18 protein-coding genes are annotated in these 17346 nt (G+C 69.5%); 10 read left to right on the top strand and 8 right to left on the bottom strand.

Annotated features, from left to right (window positions below; translation table 11 throughout):
* Positions 1 to 39: 39 nt before the first annotated feature.
* The 4 genes from ACGFIK_RS07630 to ACGFIK_RS07615 form a co-directional block, all read right to left on the bottom strand.
* On the bottom strand, positions 40 to 495 hold the full coding sequence (locus tag ACGFIK_RS07630) for a Fic family protein (RefSeq protein WP_327024912.1): 456 nt from the start codon (positions 493 to 495) through the stop codon (positions 40 to 42).
* Positions 482 to 1078 (bottom strand): type II toxin-antitoxin system antitoxin SocA domain-containing protein, encoded by a 597-nt coding sequence (locus ACGFIK_RS07625; RefSeq protein WP_327024913.1) that lies wholly within the window; start codon positions 1076 to 1078, stop codon positions 482 to 484. Before ACGFIK_RS07625 ends, ACGFIK_RS07630 begins: the two co-directional genes overlap by 14 nt.
* 159 nt (positions 1079 to 1237) lie before the next feature.
* Positions 1238 to 1498: a flavin reductase gene (locus tag ACGFIK_RS07620; protein ID WP_327024914.1), complete on the bottom strand. Its 261-nt coding sequence runs from the start codon at positions 1496 to 1498 to the stop codon at positions 1238 to 1240.
* Positions 1495 to 1857: a hypothetical protein gene (locus ACGFIK_RS07615; protein WP_327024915.1), complete on the bottom strand. Its 363-nt coding sequence runs from the start codon at positions 1855 to 1857 to the stop codon at positions 1495 to 1497. Before ACGFIK_RS07615 ends, ACGFIK_RS07620 begins: the two co-directional genes overlap by 4 nt.
* Positions 1858 to 2114: 257 nt before the next feature.
* On the opposite strand from ACGFIK_RS07615, the gene ACGFIK_RS07610 reads away from it, so the two are divergent.
* Both ACGFIK_RS07610 and ACGFIK_RS07605 read left to right on the top strand, forming a co-directional pair.
* Positions 2115 to 2960, top strand: a complete 846-nt coding sequence (locus tag ACGFIK_RS07610; RefSeq protein ID WP_393338288.1) for a helix-turn-helix transcriptional regulator — start codon at positions 2115 to 2117, stop codon at positions 2958 to 2960.
* Positions 2948 to 3142, top strand: coding sequence for a DUF397 domain-containing protein (locus ACGFIK_RS07605; protein WP_327024917.1), 195 nt, complete (start codon positions 2948 to 2950; stop codon positions 3140 to 3142). The genes ACGFIK_RS07610 and ACGFIK_RS07605 overlap by 13 nt, the downstream gene beginning before the upstream one ends.
* Positions 3143 to 3228: 86 nt before the next feature.
* On the opposite strand, the gene ACGFIK_RS07600 is transcribed toward ACGFIK_RS07605, so the two are convergent.
* Positions 3229 to 4338, bottom strand: a complete 1110-nt coding sequence (locus ACGFIK_RS07600; protein ID WP_393338285.1) for a M14 family zinc carboxypeptidase — start codon at positions 4336 to 4338, stop codon at positions 3229 to 3231.
* Positions 4339 to 4890: 552 nt separating this feature from the next.
* On the opposite strand from ACGFIK_RS07600, the gene ACGFIK_RS07595 reads away from it, so the two are divergent.
* Positions 4891 to 5697 carry a TerC family protein gene (locus ACGFIK_RS07595; RefSeq protein ID WP_327024919.1) on the top strand — a complete coding sequence of 269 codons (807 nt, stop codon included), beginning with the start codon at positions 4891 to 4893 and terminating at the stop codon, positions 5695 to 5697.
* Positions 5698 to 6005: 308 nt separating this feature from the next.
* Here ACGFIK_RS07595 and ACGFIK_RS07590 read toward each other — a convergent pair whose 3' ends face one another.
* A complete protein-coding gene (locus ACGFIK_RS07590; protein ID WP_327024920.1) occupies positions 6006 to 6881 on the bottom strand; it encodes an aldo/keto reductase in 876 nt (291 codons plus the stop codon).
* 208 nt (positions 6882 to 7089) lie between these two features.
* Here ACGFIK_RS07590 and ACGFIK_RS07585 point away from each other — a divergent pair, with 208 nt between their 5' ends.
* From ACGFIK_RS07585 to ACGFIK_RS07560, 6 genes are all read left to right on the top strand, one after another.
* Entirely contained in the window at positions 7090 to 7455 is a 366-nt protein-coding gene (locus ACGFIK_RS07585) for a YciI family protein (RefSeq protein ID WP_327024921.1), read from the top strand.
* A gap of 244 nt (positions 7456 to 7699) precedes the next feature.
* Complete coding sequence (pyk, locus tag ACGFIK_RS07580) at positions 7700 to 9148, top strand: pyruvate kinase (protein WP_327024922.1); 1449 nt, start codon at positions 7700 to 7702, stop codon at positions 9146 to 9148.
* Positions 9145 to 10029: an acyl-CoA thioesterase II gene (locus ACGFIK_RS07575; protein WP_327024923.1), complete on the top strand. Its 885-nt coding sequence runs from the start codon at positions 9145 to 9147 to the stop codon at positions 10027 to 10029. The genes pyk and ACGFIK_RS07575 overlap by 4 nt, the downstream gene beginning before the upstream one ends.
* A 131-nt stretch (positions 10030 to 10160) precedes the next feature.
* Positions 10161 to 10622: an Rrf2 family transcriptional regulator gene (locus ACGFIK_RS07570; protein WP_327024924.1), complete on the top strand. Its 462-nt coding sequence runs from the start codon at positions 10161 to 10163 to the stop codon at positions 10620 to 10622.
* Positions 10623 to 10755: 133 nt separating this feature from the next.
* The gene (locus ACGFIK_RS07565) at positions 10756 to 11712 is read left to right on the top strand and encodes a sulfite exporter TauE/SafE family protein (protein ID WP_327024925.1); all 957 of its coding nucleotides are present in this window, start codon (positions 10756 to 10758) and stop codon (positions 11710 to 11712) included.
* A gap of 198 nt (positions 11713 to 11910) precedes the next feature.
* Positions 11911 to 14175: a cellulose binding domain-containing protein gene (locus ACGFIK_RS07560; protein ID WP_327024926.1), complete on the top strand. Its 2265-nt coding sequence runs from the start codon at positions 11911 to 11913 to the stop codon at positions 14173 to 14175.
* Between the two features lie 251 nt (positions 14176 to 14426).
* Here the strand turns inward: ACGFIK_RS07560 and ACGFIK_RS07555 are convergent, their stop codons facing one another.
* Positions 14427 to 15431, bottom strand: coding sequence for an LLM class flavin-dependent oxidoreductase (locus ACGFIK_RS07555; RefSeq protein WP_327024927.1), 1005 nt, complete (start codon positions 15429 to 15431; stop codon positions 14427 to 14429).
* A 56-nt stretch (positions 15432 to 15487) separates the two neighbouring features.
* Positions 15488 to 15967 carry an Lrp/AsnC family transcriptional regulator gene (locus ACGFIK_RS07550; RefSeq protein ID WP_327024928.1) on the bottom strand — a complete coding sequence of 160 codons (480 nt, stop codon included), beginning with the start codon at positions 15965 to 15967 and terminating at the stop codon, positions 15488 to 15490.
* A gap of 102 nt (positions 15968 to 16069) precedes the next feature.
* On the opposite strand from ACGFIK_RS07550, the gene ACGFIK_RS07545 reads away from it, so the two are divergent.
* Positions 16070 to 17227: a PLP-dependent transferase gene (locus ACGFIK_RS07545; protein WP_327024929.1), complete on the top strand. Its 1158-nt coding sequence runs from the start codon at positions 16070 to 16072 to the stop codon at positions 17225 to 17227.
* Positions 17228 to 17346 lie beyond the last annotated feature (119 nt).

Here is a 17346-nt window from a genome sequence, read left to right as displayed (position 1 = left end):
CCGAGGCTACCGTCCACTCGACACCGTGAACGTTCGTGGTCAAGGCACTAGTTGCCGCAAGAACGAGCGGATAGTTCGTCCGTTGCCCTCACGAAAGGGGTGGCACACGTTCAGCTCACCGTAGTAGTGCGCGAGGGCTTCGACGAACGCGTCCGGACGCAGGCCGAGCAGGAAGCCATCCTCGGGGAGTCGACTGAGGATGGCGCTTACTTGATCGTCGATGAAGCGCCAGTGACAGAACCTTGCACCGGGCTTGCTGATGTCTACTGTCCTGGTTTCTCCGGCCCACGGGTACACGGCCGCGAAGAGGTGGCGGTGAAAGTCTTGGAGGTGCTCCAAGCCGTAGTTGCCCGGAAGGATCATCCGGGAGGCTTGCACCTCACGGATCGAGGCCAGCCTGGATTCGACCTCGTTCAGTTGCTTGATATCGGAGATGCCCAGCTTGTTCTTCAGGCAGTCTGAGCCTGGCCAGCAGTACGGGTCAGTCTCGGTCACCGCAGATCCGGGCGATCTCTTGAGCGATCAGCTCGTCGGCGTCGATGACGCCGGAGGCGACATCGCGAAGCTTGTCCTGCCAGTCCTCGTCGAACTCGACGCCTTCAAGTGCGGCGTTCGCGGATGCGAGGGTGACGGCGGTCTCGACGCTTGCCACCTGCCGGGCGAAGTATGTCCGCATCAGGTCGGTGCTGAGTTGTTCGGTCGAACTAGCGGACTCGGGAAGGGCGCCGCGGGCGACGCGCCAAGGAAGCTCGTTGTGAGTCATGGTCGACAGTTCGGTGGCTGAAAACTTGCCGTAGCTCTCGGTCACCCAACGGACCGTGGCCGCCTGGGCCGGTGTCAAGTGAGACGGCTCGCCGTGTGGCCACTCGGACACGATGCGCTGCCCTCGGTGATGGCGGTAGAGGAGCGGCACCACCGGGCCCTCGCGCCACGCCTCGATCGGCTCCTGAAACAAGGGGTGCCCCTCGCGCGCCAGGTGCCAGCCCTGGCAGTAGTAGACGAGCTTTTCCAGCTTCATAGCGGTCATCGGGCCGAGTTCGCTCAATACCGCCGCCGCAACGTCGTGTGCGTTGACCACTGGCGGCACCTCCTTCCCAGCTCCGAGATCTCCTGCCCTGCGTCCGTCTGCCACAAGCCTAGCGACCAGGGGAGACAATTCCGCCCTACCCTGGCCGGGATCTCCTGCGACCTACTGCGCCACGACGGCAACCAGCTCTTGTTCACCTGGGCCGGGCGTCTAAGGCTCGGTGCGGATCGGCACCCAGTCGGTGAAGCGTTGGTGCAGGTTCGTCGGGTAGGCGTCGGGATGCAGGTGGGCGAGCTGTTCGGTGGCTTGTTCGCGCAGGGTGACCAGGTGGACGAGCAGCCCTGGCATGTTGCCCCGGTACTCGGCGAGCAGGCGCAGCTTGGCGGGTGAGCAGGGCCAGGAGCTGCCGCACGCTTGGCAGCGCCAGGTCGGGCGGGATGGGACGTGATCGCGCAGGTGCGCCCGCCTCACCGGTCGCCCCCGGTCGTGCCGCGCCGCCGGCTCCGAGCCCGGCTTCTGCTCGGCGGGGGTACCGGTCGAAGCCCGACCGGGCGTACGAACAGTTCCCGGCGCTGGACGGCGTCGCCGTTGCGGTCGAGTACGTACGCCTGGATCCATGCCCAGCCGTGGTAGCTGTTCCGGTCGGTCAGTTCGCGGATCACCCGGACCGCTATCGGCTTGGCGAACTGCGGTGACGCCTCGCGGGTCAGCAGGTAGACGCCGGGTGTGACCCGGGGGGTGCCGTCCTCCCGCGCACCGGGGGTCGGGGTGGCCGGGCGACTCCTCCAACGGGAGACGGGGACAGCATTCGCGGGCCTGGGCAATGTCACGGGCACCTCCTCGTCTGGTCGGTGTGGCGGGCCGATGGCCACGGCTACTTCCTGCCACGGGCGCGAATCGCCTGCGGTGCTCTGGTTGGGGGTCGCTGCGGTGGGGACATCCGGCAGCGACCCCCGCCACGTACGTGCCTGCCGGGTCGGGGGGATCGACCTCCACCAGGCACGCCGTGCTACTTCCACCCTGGACGTACGCCCCATACGGTGTGAATAGTCAGCACGCGATCGCGGAAAGTAGCGGCCAGGCTCGAATGGGCGCGGAACGGTGCACAGCGCCGGGGAAGGGAGTGGAAGTCGTGGGAATCTCGCCCTCGGAGTACCTGCTTCGTGAGTTGCGGCGACGGCGTGGGGCTGCCGGGCTGACTCAGGCGCAACTCGGCGAGCGGGTGTTCTGCTCGGATTCACAGGTGAGCGCCATCGAGACCGGCACGAAGCCGCCGACCCTGCCCTATCTGACCGCGGTGGACGGTGCGTTGGAGACCGGCGGCTACTTCGCGACCCTCTGGGACGAGTTGGTCAAGGGAGACGCCTCCCCGGTCTGGTTGCGCGAACTGATCCAGATCGAGCGGGAGGCGACCGCGCTGCGCTGGTATGAGCATTCCTTCGTGCCGGGCCTGCTCCAGACCGAGGCGTACGCTCGCGCCACCTTCCGGGCTGCGCGTACCCCCATTGCCGACCTTGATCAGCGGGTTGACGCGCGGATGCAGCGACAGGCGGTGCTCGACCGCGACCCGAGGCCGCAGTTGTTCGTGGTGTTGGACGAGATGGTGCTGCGGCGGGCCTGCGGTGGCCCGGACGTGATGGCCGAACAACTTGAACACCTGATCACCTGCGCCGAGCAGCCGCATATTCAGTTGCATGTGGTGCCGCTGTCGGCTGGCATCTATTCGGGGTTGGCCGGGGCGTTCATCCTGGCCGATCTGCCTGATGGGGATCGTGCGGCCTATATGGACAACCAACTGGCAGCGCAGATCGTTGGGCAGCCGGATTCGGTTGCTAGCCTGGGCTTGGCGTGGGACGCGGTGCGGAGCGAAGCCCTCCCGTTGGGCCAGACACTCGACGTGCTCAAGGAGGCGGCGAAGACATGGGCGACCTGACCGGCGCGCGGTGGCGTACCTCGTCGCGCTCCTCGACCAACGGCGGTGCCTGCGTCGAGGTCGCCGACAATCTGCCCGGCGTGATCGGCGTACGCGATTCGAAGGATCCGACCGGCCCGGCGCTGACCTTCAACCCGGCCGCCTGGCGGGCCTTCCTCGCCCACTTTCCCGAGCGTCCCTGAGCGCGCGCCCTCGGCCTACCGGCGGCTGGAACGGGTGTCGCCCCGGCCCTTGGAGAGCCGGGGCGACGGTGGTGGTGTTACTCAGATCAGTCGCGCGGGGCGTTGATCCGCTCGGGGATGAGCTCGTACCGCTCCGGGTCGATGGTGTCCAGCGTCCCGTCGGTGATCGAGTCGAAGATTCCGAAGAGGCCGTCCTCGATCTGCTTGGTCAGCATCCCGTGCTGCTTCTGGCCCCAGGACTGGGTCTGCCCACGGGTCTCGAACAGGATGCTCGCGCTGCCGCGCAGGGCGTACGAACCCAGGGCGGTGCCCGGCAGGTTGGTGTTCTGCGGGTACAGGGTCACCTTGCTCTGCGGCGAGTTGCCGGACTGGAGGGCGTCGTAGACCGCGACGTTCACCCGGCGTGCGGCGTCGTAGTCGAACTTCGGCCAGTTGCCGTGCGCGGCGGGGTTGTCGATGAAGCGCCCGGAGATGGAGAGGGTGGTGTAGTCGTCCATGCCCACGCCGGTGTAGCAGGCGGCCTGGTTGTGCAGGTCGACGAAGACGTCGACCGTGCCGAACTCCTGCTCCAGCGCGCGGTAGACGTCACGGGAGGTCTGCGCTTCCGGGGTGATGTACCAGCCGGTGGAGGCGCTGTTGCCCGGGAAGTCACCCGGCTGCGGGACGTAGTCCAGGTTGGGGTTGAAGTCCCGGTTCACGTCGAAGCCGCCGAGTCGGCTGTTGTAGTTCCACGCGGTCCGCGCACCGGCGAGCTGCGGGAAGTCGGCGACGACGTCGCTCCAGGGCCGGGCGTTCTGCCGGGTGACCAGTTCGCCGCCGTCCGCGTTGAGCTTCGGCACTGCGACGATGGTGACCGCCTTGCGGATCTCCTCGGACCGCTTCGAGTTGTTGCCGAGGGTACGCAGGGCGTTGAGCAGGGCGGGAGTGCCGTGCATCTCGTTGCCGTGGATCTGGCTCTGGACCATGACGACGGTGTCGCCCTCGCCCACCCGAGCGGACCAGATCTCGCGGCCCTGGTTCGTGTAGCCGGCGACGTCGACCTGGACGTTGCCGTTGCTGGTGTGTTCGATCTGCTGGAGACTGCGGCGCAGTTCCTCGTGGCTGATGAAGCCCTGGACCGACTTGTTTCCGGTCTCGTTTCCGCAGTGCGATTCGAGCGGTTGGGCGGCGGCCGGGGCGGTAATTGACACCGCCATTCCGGGAAGGCCGATGAGCAGCGCGGCGGCCACTGCGATGTGACGCTTTACCCGACTAGGTGACGCTGACGGCACAGCTTGACGCATGGAAAGCCCTCCACAGTGATCGGGTGGATCTAGTTCGCCACCTAAGCACAGGTGCGGGCAGCTAGCAATGGGTTGACTTTGATCGGCAGTGGGGTGGCCAAGGCCAATCTCAAGCTTTCCTCAAATGTCGCCGAGAACTGCTGCCAGTCATCGATGAACTGTCTACGGTGCCACCTCCGGAAGTCGCTCCGGCCCCGATTTCAATAGGGCTCCACGCATGTCAGATCCGACGATTGTAGAAGGTGTGCCATGCGGATCTGGACAATCATTCGACATTCGTATCGGCGAACCGCTCGGCGCCCATTCCTCCGCCGGTTCCCGGCGGATCGTCGCCACGTCGGGCGTCCGGCGGTCGCCGCTGGGGCGGGGTTGCGGTGCGGAAGGTGACGCGGTACGCCATGCTTGCGCAGATCGCCGATGGTTCCGGGTGCCCCGCCCGGCGGCGTCCTGAGAGTCGAGGATGGAATGGAATTCTTGACCAGTCCCGAGCTGTGGATCGCCTTCGCGACCCTGCTCCTGCTGGAGATCGTGCTGGGCATCGACAACGTCGTGTTCATCTCGATCCTGTCCGGCCGGCTACCCGAACATCAGCAGGCCCGGGCCCGTACGATCGGCATCTCGCTGGCCCTGATCACCCGGCTGCTGCTGCTGGGCTCGCTGTCCTGGATCATCGGGTTGACCTCGCCGCTGTTCACCGTGTTCGGGCAGGAGATCTCCGGGCGGGATCTGATATTGCTGCTAGGCGGTTTGTTCCTGGTGGGCAAGGCGACGTACGAGATTCACGAGCACCTGGAGGGCTCCGACCACGGCCGGTCGAACAAGAAGGTGGTGTCCTTCGGCTCGGTGATCGCCCAGATCCTGGTGCTGGACGTGGTCTTCTCGCTGGACTCGGTGATCACCGCGGTCGGCATGGTCGACGAGCTGGCCATCATGATCGCCGCCGTGGTGATCGCGATGATCATCATGCTGGTCTCCGCCGCTGCGGTCAGCAACTTCGTCAACCAGCACCCGACGGTGAAGATGCTGGCCCTGTCCTTCCTGCTGATCATCGGTGCCAGCCTGATCGCGGAGAGCTTCGACCAGCACATCCCGAAGGGCTACGTGTACGGGCCGATCGCCTTCTCCATCTTCGTGGAGTTCCTCAACCTGCGGGTGCGGGCACGCCAGCGCCGCGAGCAGGAGGCGAAGCCGGTGCAGTTGCACCCGACGTACGTCAAGAACAGCCCGGCGCGGCCCGACCCCGAGCCGGAGGTGACCACCACCGCCAGCTGAGCCTGCCGCGACCGTGCGCCGCCCGTACCCCGGTGGGTACGGGCGGCGTTTGTCGTATGTGGACCGTCGATGGCTCGGATGCCTGGTGAAGCTGGGTCTACCCGGGCGTAACTTTTCATCGACGTTTATGGATCATGACGGGATCATCATTGCGCGGTCGATCGGACACACCCCCACCCTCGCCCCGCACCCCTCGCCCCGTCGATCATGCACTTTTTGTCGGGGCATAACTGGACAGAAGCCGCATTGAGGCGACCAAAAGTGCAAGATCGCGTAAGAGCAGGGGCGCGGGGTGCGGAGGGCTGGGGTCAGGAGGTTGCGGTGGAGAGGGTTTCGTACTCGGTGTCGGACAGGGTGACCTGGGCGGCGGCTACGTTCTCCTCCAGGTGGGCCACCGAGGAGGTGCCGGGGATGGGGAGCATGACGGGGGAGCGGCGCAGCAGCCAGGCCAGGGCTAGCTGGGCGGGGGTGGCGCCGTGCTCGGTGGAGATCGCGTCCAGCGGGCCGCCGGGGCGGGCCAGTTCGCCGGTGGCGATCGGGTACCACGGGATGAAGGCGATGTCGTTGCCCTCGCAGTAGGTCAGGACTTCCTCGGCCTTGCGGTTGACCAGGTTGTAGAGGTTCTGCACGGAGGCGATCGGGGCGATCTCGCGGGCCGCCTCGATCTGCTCGACGGTCACCTCGGAGAGCCCGATGTGCCGGATCTTGCCCTCCTCCTTGAGCAGCACCAGCTCCCCGAGCTGGTCGGCCAGCGGCACCTTGGGGTCGATCCGGTGCAACTGGTAGAGCCCGATGCTCTCCAGGCCGAGGTGGCGCAGGCTCAGTTCACACTGCTGCCGCAGGTACTCCGGCCGCCCCAGGGGACGCCAGTCGCTGGGGCCGCTGCGGGACAGCCCGGCCTTCGTCGCGATGACCAGATCATCGGCGTACGGGTGCAGTGCCTTTTTGATCAGCAACTCGGAGACGAACGGCCCGTACGAGTCGGCGGTGTCGATGAAGGTCACCCCCAGCTCGTACGCCCGACGCAGCACCCGTACCGCCTCGGCCGGGTCCTTCGGGTCGCCCCAGACCCCCGGGCCGGTGATCTGCATGGCCCCGTAGCCGAGCCGGTCGACGGTCAGGTCGCCACCGATCCGGTAGGTGCCGGAAGCCTTGGCGGGTCGAGTGTCAGCGCTGCCAGCCATGCGTCAGTCCCATCCTCTAGATCGTCGTCGTCGGCAAATCTAGCCGTCATCGCCGCACCCCGCCCGGGTCACGGGAGCACCGGACCGGGATCGGCTGAGCGGCCGGTACGGCCTGCTGCTTCGTGGCAGGCTGAGGTACCGGCGTGTGTGCCGCCGTCGGGCGCAGGTGGGCCGCGAAACGGGCAGACGGGCCGCGGAAGGGGGCGTCATGACCGCAGAGCCGCATCTGGACTTCGCGCTCGACACGTACGAGTGCATCGTGCTGTATCCCGGCCCGGCCGGACGGGCCCTGCCCGCCGAGACCATCCAGCGGTTGCAGGCCGAGCACGCCGAGCACATGCAGGCGCTCCAGCAGCGGGGAATCATCCTGGTCTCCGGCGCGGTCGACGGCAAGGCCCGGCAGCCGGACCCGCCCCTGGGCTTCGGGCTGGCCCGCACCGGCTCGGTCGACGACGTGCGCACCGTGATGGAAGCCGACCCGGCGGTACAGGCCGGGCTCTACCGGGTGGACGTGATGACTTTCCTCTGCCCGGCCGGTTCACTGGAGTTTCCGCTGGTCAGGGCGGAAAGCTGAGCCGAATCGGATAGCTGACCTTCGGCGATCGTGCGGTCACCAGCGGTTGTGGGGACGGTGCGGCTGGGCGCAACCTGGACTGGGAGGCGTACCATTCCGGCGCGCGGTCGCTGTTGCCCGCCATCGACGTTCCGGTGTGGTCCCCGCCCGCCGGCAGCGCGCGTACGTCGCGCGCCGTTGGACAATTGTTCCGCTTTGCGCAAGGGGTCGGCCCCTGGTCCGACCTGGAGGAGAGACTAGCCTGATGGGCGTGACACGCCGCGCGAAGATCGTTTGTACTCTTGGCCCCGCCACCTCGTCCCCCGAGCGTATTCGTGGGCTCGTCGAGGCCGGCATGAATGTGGCGAGGCTCAACTTCAGCCACGGCAGCCACGCCGACCACGAGGCGGTCTACCACCTGGTACGCGAGGCCTCCCAGGCGACCGGCAAGCCGGTGGCCATCCTGGCCGACCTGCAAGGGCCGAAGATCCGCCTGGGTCGGTTCGCCGACGGCCCGCACGAGTGGCGCACCGGTGACTCCGTGGTGATCACCGGAGACGACGTGCTGGGCAGCAAGGATCGGGTGTCCTGCACCTACCGGAAGCTGCCGCAGGAGGTCAAGCCCGGCGACCGGCTGCTGATCGACGACGGTCGGGTGGCCGTGGAGGTCACCGACGTCACCGGCAACGACATCCGGGTCCTGGTCACCGAGGGTGGACCGGTCAGCAACAACAAGGGCGTCTCGCTGCCCAACGTGGCGGTCAGCGTGCCCGCCATGTCCGACAAGGACGCCGAGGACCTGCGCTTCGCCCTCGGCCTCGGGGTCGACCTGGTCGCCCTCTCCTTCGTCCGCTCCGCCGACGACATCAAGCTGTGTCACGGCATCATGAGCGAGGTCGGCGTACACCGGCCGGTGCTGGCCAAGGTGGAGAAGCCGGAGGCGGTCGACCACCTGGAGGCGATCGTGCTCGCCTTCGACGGGGTGATGGTCGCCCGGGGTGACCTCGGCGTGGAACTGCCGCTGGACGAGGTGCCGCTGGTGCAGAAGCGCGCCGTGCAGCTGTGCCGGGAGAACGCCAAGCCGGTCATCGTGGCCACCCAGATGCTCGACTCGATGATCGAGAACTCGCGGCCCACCCGGGCTGAGGCCTCCGACGTCGCCAACGCGGTGCTCGACGGCGCCGACGCGGTGATGCTCTCCGGCGAGACCAGCGTGGGCAAGTACCCGGTCCTCACGGTCAGCACCATGGCCAAGATCGTCAGCACCACGGAGTCCGGCTCGATCGCCGTGCCCCGCCTCCAGCACGACCCGCGTACCCACGGTGGGGCCCTCACGGTCGCCGCCTCCTCGATCGCCCGGGCCATCGGGGCCAAGGCCCTGGTCGCCTTCTCCCAGACCGGTGACACCGTGCGACGGCTCAGCCGGCTGCACTGCGACCTGCCCCTGCTGGCCTTCACCCCGGTACCCGAGGTGCGTCAGCAGCTAGCCCTCTCCTGGGGGGTGGAGACCTTCCTGATGCCGTTCGTCCAGCACACCGACGACATGTTCCGGCAGGTCGACCAGGCGCTGCTCGGGCTCAACCGGGGCAACCCCGGCGACTACGTGGTCATCGTGGCGGGCAGCCCGCCCGGCACCCCCGGCTCGACCAACACCCTGCGGGTGCACCAGCTCGGTTCGCTGGTCGACGCCGCCTCGGCGCGGGCCCTGCAGTGAGCGACGACCAGGTACTCGTCGGCCAGGCCGCCGTAGACCAACTGCTGGAGGTCCTCGACCTGGCGCCGACCGGCACCATGTCGTTCCGGGGGATGAGCCCCCCGGAAGGACCCCAGCGGGTGTACGGCGGCCAGGTTGCCGGCCAGGCCCTGGTCGCCGCCGGCCGCACGGTCGATCCGGAGCGGGTGGTCCACTCGCTGCACGGCTACTTCGTGCGCCCCGGTGACCCGGTCGAGCCGATCACCTACGAGGTGGAGAACATCCGGGACGGCCGTTCCTTCTCGGTACGCCGCTCCGTGGCCCTGCAACACGACAAGCCGATCTTCTTCATGTCGGCGTCCTTCCAGCGCCCCGAGGACGGGCTGGACCACCACGCCCCCGTCCCGCCGGACGTACCCGGGCCCGAGCAGGTGCCCACCATGTCCGACCGGCTGGCCCGCTACCCGGAACGGCTGGGCGTCTGGGGACAGATCCCCCGACCCATCGACGTACGCTACGTCGGCGAGCCCGGCTGGGTACGCCCCGGCGACCGTCCCGCCGACCCGCACCAGCGGGTGTGGATGCGCATCGACGGCAAGCTGCCGGACGATCCCCTGCTGCACGCCTGCGCCCTCACGTACGCCTCCGATCTCACCCTGCTCGACTCGGTGCTCTCGGTGCACGGCGAGGTGTGGGGCCCCGGTGGGGTGGCCGGCGCCAGCCTCGACCACGCGGTGTGGTTCCACCGCCCCTTCCGCGCCGACGAATGGTTCCTCTACGACTGCTGGAGCCCTTCGGCCTCCGGGGCCCGAGGGCTCGCCACCGGCAGGCTGTTCACGGTCGACGGGCGGCACCTCGCCAGCGTCGTCCAGGAGGGTCTGCTGCGCCGCGTCGGCGCCTGACCCGACCGGCTGACGGCCTCTCCTTCAGCGGCGCGAATCCCCGCCCGATCGACGGCCGTACCATCCGGGTCAGCCGATCGGTGCAGGGGTGATCGTCCGGGTGGCGGGGCGGGCCGACTAACGTGTCCGCCATGCGACTCTCCGCGCGGGTTGACTACGCCCTTCGAGCGGTTACCGAACTGGCCTCGGTGCCCGGGGTCGGTCGGGGCCGCCCGGTTACCGCCGACCAGATCGCCCGAGCCCAGGACATCCCGCCGAAGTTCCTGGAGAGCATCCTGCTGCAACTGCGCCGGGGCGGCATCATGCAGGCCCAGCGGGGCCCCGAGGGCGGCTACTGGCTGGCCCGGCCCGCCGAGGAGATCTCCCTGGCCGACGTGATCCGGGTGATCGACGGACCGCTGGCACACATCCGGGGGCAGCGGCCCGAGCAGCTCGGCTACCAGGGCGCGGCCCGCGCGTTGCAGGACGTCTGGATCGCCCTACGCGCCAGCGAACGCCAGATCCTCGAACTGGTCACCATCGCCGACGTTGCCCAGGGCACCCTGCCGGAGCCGGTCACCCGCCTGGTCTCCGACCCCCGCGCCTGGACCTGACCCCGCTCCTCAGGGGAAAGGGGGAGAGCCGGGGGAGTCGTGTCATTGACTGATCGAGGGCTTGACCGAAGGCCCCCCGGTGCCGCATTCTCGACCAAGTTGATAGGAGTTGCCGAAAAGTTTGGGGGCGGCCGTGCGCAAGCTGCTGGTCATCGCGCTCGTCGGGCTCGCCGCCCAACTGGTCGACGGGGCGCTTGGCATGGCGTACGGGCTGACCTCCTCGACCCTGCTGCTCCTGGTCGGGATCGCCCCGGCCGCGGCCTCCGCCTCGGTGCACCTGGCCGAGATCGGCACCACCCTGGCCGCCGGTGCCGCGCACTGGCGGTTCGGCAATGTCGACTGGCGGGTGGTCATCCGCATCGCCATCCCCGGGGCGGTCGGTGCCTTCGCGGGCGCCACCTTCCTCAGCTCACTCTCCACCGAGGCCGCCGCCCCCTGGATGGCCGCGATCCTGTTCACCCTCGGCGCGTACCTGCTGGTGCGGTTCTCCCGGCCGCTGCGCCGCAACCCGACCGCGGGCCGACTGCGGGGGCGTTTCCTCGGCCCCCTCGGCCTGGTCGCCGGGTTCGTCGACGCCACCGGCGGTGGGGGATGGGGGCCGGTCGCCACCCCGGCGCTGCTGGTCAGCGGCCGGATGGAACCCCGCAAGGTGATCGGCTCGGTGGACACCTCCGAGTTCCTCGTCGCCGTCTCGGCCAGCCTCGGCTTCCTCATCGGCCTGGGCACGGAGGGTTTCCTGCTGCCGATCGTGCTGGCCCTGCTCATCGGCGGCCTGATCGCCGCACCGATCGCCGCCTGGCTGGTACGCATCGTCCCCGCCCAGATGCTCGGCGCGGCCGTCGGCGGCGTGATCGTGCTGACCAACGCCCGCATCCTGATGCGTACCGCCGAGTTCGACGGTGCCCTGCCGGTGCTGGTCTACCTGCTGCTGGCGGCCGGTTGGGTCACCGCCCTGCTGCTGGCGGTGCGGCTGGTGCGGCGGGCCCGCCGTCAGCGGGCCATCGCCGAGGCGGCCAGCGCGGCGCAGGGTGCCCCCGAGGCCGATTCGGCCCCGGAGGAAGTCGCCGCCCTCTCCGCCGCTGACCGCTGAGCCTCGCCCACCCAGACCGGTCCGCCGCCTGCGAGATTGTGCGGGGAAAAGGCGTGCCCTAGCATCGCAGCTGCGCGGGAATCTAATTACCGACGTCGATTCGTCGGGTTCTCTGCCGCCAGCGCGGCACCCGCCGGCCTCGGGCAGGGTCGGCGAAGCCACCACTGCCGCGCGCCCGACCTCCACCGGAGGACCTCCATGCCCCGCACGGCCCGTCGGGTCATCGTGCTCGCCACCACCACCGCCGTCACCCTCGCCGCCGGTACCCTCACCACCCTGACCGCCTCGGCCGCCGCCACCGGCTGCCGGGTCGACTACCGCATCACCAACCAGTGGGGCGGCGGCTTCGGCGCCGACGTCACCGTCACCAACCTCGGTGACCCCCTCAACGGTTGGACCCTGACCTGGGCCTGGCCCGCCGCCGGTCAACAGGTCACCCAGGCGTGGAACGCCACCGTCACCCAGTCCGGGGCCCAGGTCAGCGCCCGCAACGTCGACTACAACGCCGCGATCGGCAGCAACGCCAGCACCTCCTTCGGGTTCAACGGCTCGTGGAGCGGCACCAACCCGGCCCCCACGAGCTTCGCCCTGAACGGCACGACCTGCACCGGCGCCACCACCCCGACGACTCCGCCCCCGACGACTCCGCCGCCGACCACCCCGCCGCCGACGACTCCACCACCCACCACCCCACCGCCGACCACTCCGCCGCCCGGGTCGATGCAGGCGGAGAACCTGGACCGAGGGCTGGTCAGCGTGCGTTCCGGCTCGGGCAACCTGGTGTCCTGGCGGCTGCTGGGCACCGAGACCTCCGGGGTGGCGTTCAACCTGTACCGGGGCGGCACCCGGGTGAACTCCACCCCGATCACCGGGGCCACCAACCACCTGGACAGCGGGGCCGCCGCCGGTGCCGCGTACACCGTGCGGGCCGTGGTGGACGGCGTCGAACAGGCCGACTCCGCCCCGGCGTTGCAGTTCCCGGCCGGCTACCTGGACGTACCGTTGCAGGTCCCGCCGGGGGGCACCACCGGAAGCGGTGAGGCGTACAGCTACTCGGCCAACGACGCCAGCGTCGGGGACCTCGACGGCGACGGCCGGTACGAGTTCGTGCTCAAATGGGAGCCCTCCAACGCCAAGGACAACTCCCAGTCCGGCTACACCGGCAACGTCTACGTCGACGCGTACACCCTCACCGGCGCCCGGTTGTGGCGCATCGACCTGGGCCGCAACATCCGGGCCGGTGCCCACTACACCCAGTTCCAGGTGTACGACTACGACGGTGACGGCCGCGCCGAGGTTGCCATGAAGACCGCCGACGGCAGCCGCTCCGGCACCGGACAGGTCATCGGCAACGCGAGCGCCGACCACCGCAACTCCAGCGGCTACGTCCTCGCCGGCCCGGAGTACCTGACCATGTTCGACGGTCGTACCGGTGCCGCCCTGTCCACCGTCAACTACGACCCGCCCCGAGGCACCGTCTCCTCCTGGGGCGACTCCTACGGCAACCGGGTCGACCGGTTCCTCGCCGCCACCGCCTACCTGGACGGTCAACGCCCCTCGCTGATCATGGCCCGGGGCTACTACACCCGGGCGGTCATCGCCGCCTGGGACTTCCGCAACGGCAGCCTGACCAAGCGGTGGACCTTCGACTCCAACACCAGCGGCAACGGCGCCGCCGCCGGACAGGGCAACCACAACCTGTCCGTGGCCGACGTCGACGCAGACGGCCGACAGGAGATCGTCTACGGTGCCGCCACCATCGACGACAACGGTCGACTACTGCACTCCACCGCCACCGGCCACGGCGACGCCATGCACGTCGGCGACCTCGACCCGACCCGACCCGGCCTGGAGGTCTTCAAGGTCAACGAGGACGGCAGCAAACCCAGCTCCTACCTCGCCGACGCCCGCACCGGCCAACTCATCTGGTCCACCCCGCCCGGCGGGGACAACGGCCGGGGTGTCTCCGGCGACATCTGGGCCGGCAGCCCCGGCGCGGAATCCTGGTCCTCGGCGGTCAGCGGGCTGGCCAACACCCGGGGTCAGAACATCGGCCGCAAACCCTCCTCGACCAACTTTCTGATCTGGTGGGACGGCGACCCGGTGCGGGAACTGCTCGACGCCACCCGGATCGACAAGTACGGCCCCAACGGCGACACCCGCCTGCTGACCGGCGCCGACGTGGCCGCCAACAACGGCACCAAGGCCACCCCGGCACTGTCGGCCGACATCCTCGGTGACTGGCGGGAAGAGGTGGTCTGGCGTACCAGCGACAGCCGGGCCCTGCGGATCTACAGCACCCCCACCCCGACCAGCACCCGGATCCACACCCTGATGCACGATCCGCAGTACCGGGTGGCCGTGGCCTGGCAGAACACCGCCTACAACCAGCCGCCGCACCCGAGCTTCTTCCTCGGCGACGGCATGACCACGCCGCCCGCCCCGCGCATCTACCTGCGCTGAGGCCTGAAGAAAGGGACAGGCACCGGGCCGCAATCGCGGAATCCGCTCAACTGCGGCCCGGTGCCCCACACCGCGGCACCCCCGACCCGTCCCGACCGGAGAGTGCCGTACCACCACCGGTTATAAAGTTAAGCGCACTCCGCGTCGCGGGGGTGACGCTCCCATGAAGATCGTGTTTCGCGGCACAGAACCGCTGTGACCTGGGCCACCACCGTAGATGCACCGAACCTGCCCGGCACCTGTGCCTTCACTCAGCGTCGCAGGCCCCCGGCGATCCGCTCGGCGATCAACTCGAACGACCGCACCCGGTCGGCGATGTCGTACACCATCGTGGTGAGCATCAACTCGTCCGCCCCGGTCCGGGCCAGCAGGTCGCCCAACTGCCGGGCCACCGTCTCCGGCGACCCTGTGGCCTGACCCTCCCGGCGCTGCACCACGAACTCCCGCTCAAGATCGGTGTACGGGTACGCCGCCGCCTCCTCCGGCGAGGCCAACGGCTCCGGACGCCCGGACCGCAACCGCAGGAACGACAACCCCGCCGGCCCGGCCAACCACTCGGCCCGCTCGTCGGTCTCCGCACACACCGCGTTCACCGCCACCATCGCGTACGGCCGCTCCAGCCACCGCGACGGGCGGAAACTCTGCCGGTACAACGCTAACGCCGGCAGGGTGTGCTGCCCGCTGAAATGATGGGCGAACGAGAACGGCAGGCCCAGGGCTCCGGCCAGTTGGGCGCTGAACCCACTGGAACCCAGCAGCCACACCGCCGGGCGCTGGCCCCGCCCCGGGGAAGCCATGATCCGCCCCGGGCGGTCCTCGTCGAAGAAGTCCATCAGCGCGGCCAGCTCCTGGGGGAACTTCTCCGCCGACAGCCCCTCCATCGTCCGACGCAACGCCAGGGCGGTCATCTGATCCGTACCCGGAGCCCGCCCGATGCCCAGGTCGATGCGGCCCGGATGCAGGGCCTCCAGGGTGCCGAACTGCTCGGCCACCACCAGTGGCGCGTGGTTGGGCAGCATCACCCCACCCGAACCCAGCCGGATCCGGCTGGTGTGCGCGGCCAGATGCGCGATCAGCACCGCCGGTGCCGACGAGGCGATCGCCGGCATGTTGTGGTGCTCGGCCACCCAGAACCGGTGAAATCCCAACTCGTCCGTACGCCGGGCCAACTCGGTGGTGTGCCGCAACGCCTCACCGGCGGAGGCGCCGGCCGCAACGGGGGCAAGGTCCAGAACAGAAAGCGGTACGTCGATCACAGCCGCTGCCAACCCGGAAGATGCCGGATTTGTTCCCCGATCGGAGCGGGAGGTGATCAGCCCAACCCGCGCGCCTGCTCGAAGATCAGGCTGGTCTGGGTGTGCTGCACCGCCGGATCCACCGCCAGATGATCCAGGACGAAGTCCCGCAGCGCCTCGGCCGAGGCGGCCCGCACATGCAGCACGTAATCCTCCGCCCCCGCCACATGGAACACCGACACCACCCCCGGCAGCCGCACCGAACGGGCCCGGAAGGCGTCCACCGCCCCCCGCGCGTGCTCGGTCAGGCGTACCGACACCAGGGCCTGCAACGGCAGACCCAGCGCCGCCGGATCCACCTCCGCGTGGAACCCGCGGATCGCCCCGCTCTGCCGCAGCGCCCGGGTACGCGCCAGACAGGTCGACGGAGCCACCCCCACCCGCTCGGCCAGGGCGTTGTTCGGCAGCCGCCCGTCGGCGGACAACTCCGCCAGGATCGCGCGGTCGGTGTCGTCGAGGGCCGCGAACGGCCGTAGATCATTCGATACGAGGGGCATGAGATCATCCTCCACCGAATAAGTGCACAACAGGAAGGGGAATGTTACGAATTGTATTCGAAACTGTTGCCTTTGATGCTCTGATCATTCGATCCTGTCCGCATGACGACCGTGGACACCAGAGCCGTGCACGCCGGCCGTGAAGACCTCACCGGCCTCGGCGTCCATGTGCCGCCGATCGATTTCTCGACCACCAACCCCCTGCCCTCGGTCGACGACGGCGGCGACGCGTACGAGGTGCTCGCCACCGGCAACCCGCTACCCCCCGGCGCCAGCGCCGTCTACCAGCGGCTGTGGAACCCCACCGTGGCCCGCTTCGAGACCGCCCTGGCCGAACTGGAAGGCACCGCCGAGGCCGTCGCCTACGCCAGCGGCATGGCCGCCCTCACCGCCGCCGTACTCGCCGCCACCCGCGACGGGAAACGCCACCTGGTCGCCGTACGCCCCCTCTACGGCGGCACCGACCACATCCTGGCCACCGGCCTGCTCGGCACCGAGGTCACCTGGGCCCGACCCGACCAGGTGGCCGCCGCCATCCGCCCGGACACCGCCTTGGTGATCGCCGAAACCCCGGCCAACCCCACCCTCGACCTGCTCGACATCGCCGCCCTGGCCGAAGCCGCCGGGCCGGTGCCGCTGCTGATCGACAACACCGTCGCCACCCCGATCCTCCAGCAGCCCGCCCGGCACGGCGCCCGGCTCGTGCTGCACAGCGCCACCAAGAGCATCGGCGGCCACGGCGACGTCCTCGCCGGAGTGGTGGCCTGCGACCCCGAATGGGCCGCCCGACTGCGCCAGGTCCGGGCCGTCACCGGCGCGATCCTGCACCCCCTCGGCGGGTACCTGCTGCACCGTGGCCTGCAGACCCTGCCGGTGCGGGTCCGCACCCAGCAGGCCGGAGCGGAGAAACTCGCCGCCTGGCTCGGCGCCCACCCCGCGGTCACCCGGGTACACCACCCCGGCCTCGACGACCCCGCCGGGCTCGTCGGCCGGCAGATGTCCGGCCCCGGCAGCCTGCTCGCCTTCGAGGTACGCGGCGGCGCCCCGGCCGCCGCCGCGGTCGCCGGCGCCTGTCGGCTGATCACCCACGCGGTCTCCCTGGGCGGCGTCGACACCCTGATCCAGCACCCGGCCTCGCTGACCCACCGCCCGGTCGATTCAGACGCCAAGCCGGATGCCGCCCTGCTGCGCCTCTCCGTCGGCCTCGAGGACCCGGAGGACCTGCGCGAAGACCTGGCCCGCGCCCTGGCGGCGATCTGAGCGCCGGCCAGTGGGGGGGGGGGCCCCCCCCCCGGGGCGGCGCGGGGGGGGGCGGGGGGGGGGCGGGGGGCAAAAAAAAGACCGCACACCCCGCCCCCACCCCCCCGGCTAGCAGGAGG

It is taken from the genome of Micromonospora sp. NPDC048871 (genome assembly GCF_043198155.1).
Taxonomy (GTDB): Bacteria; Actinomycetota; Actinomycetes; order Mycobacteriales; family Micromonosporaceae; genus Micromonospora.
The sequence above is the reverse complement of the archived record's forward strand: the minus strand, read 5'-3'. Positions and strand labels throughout refer to the sequence as shown.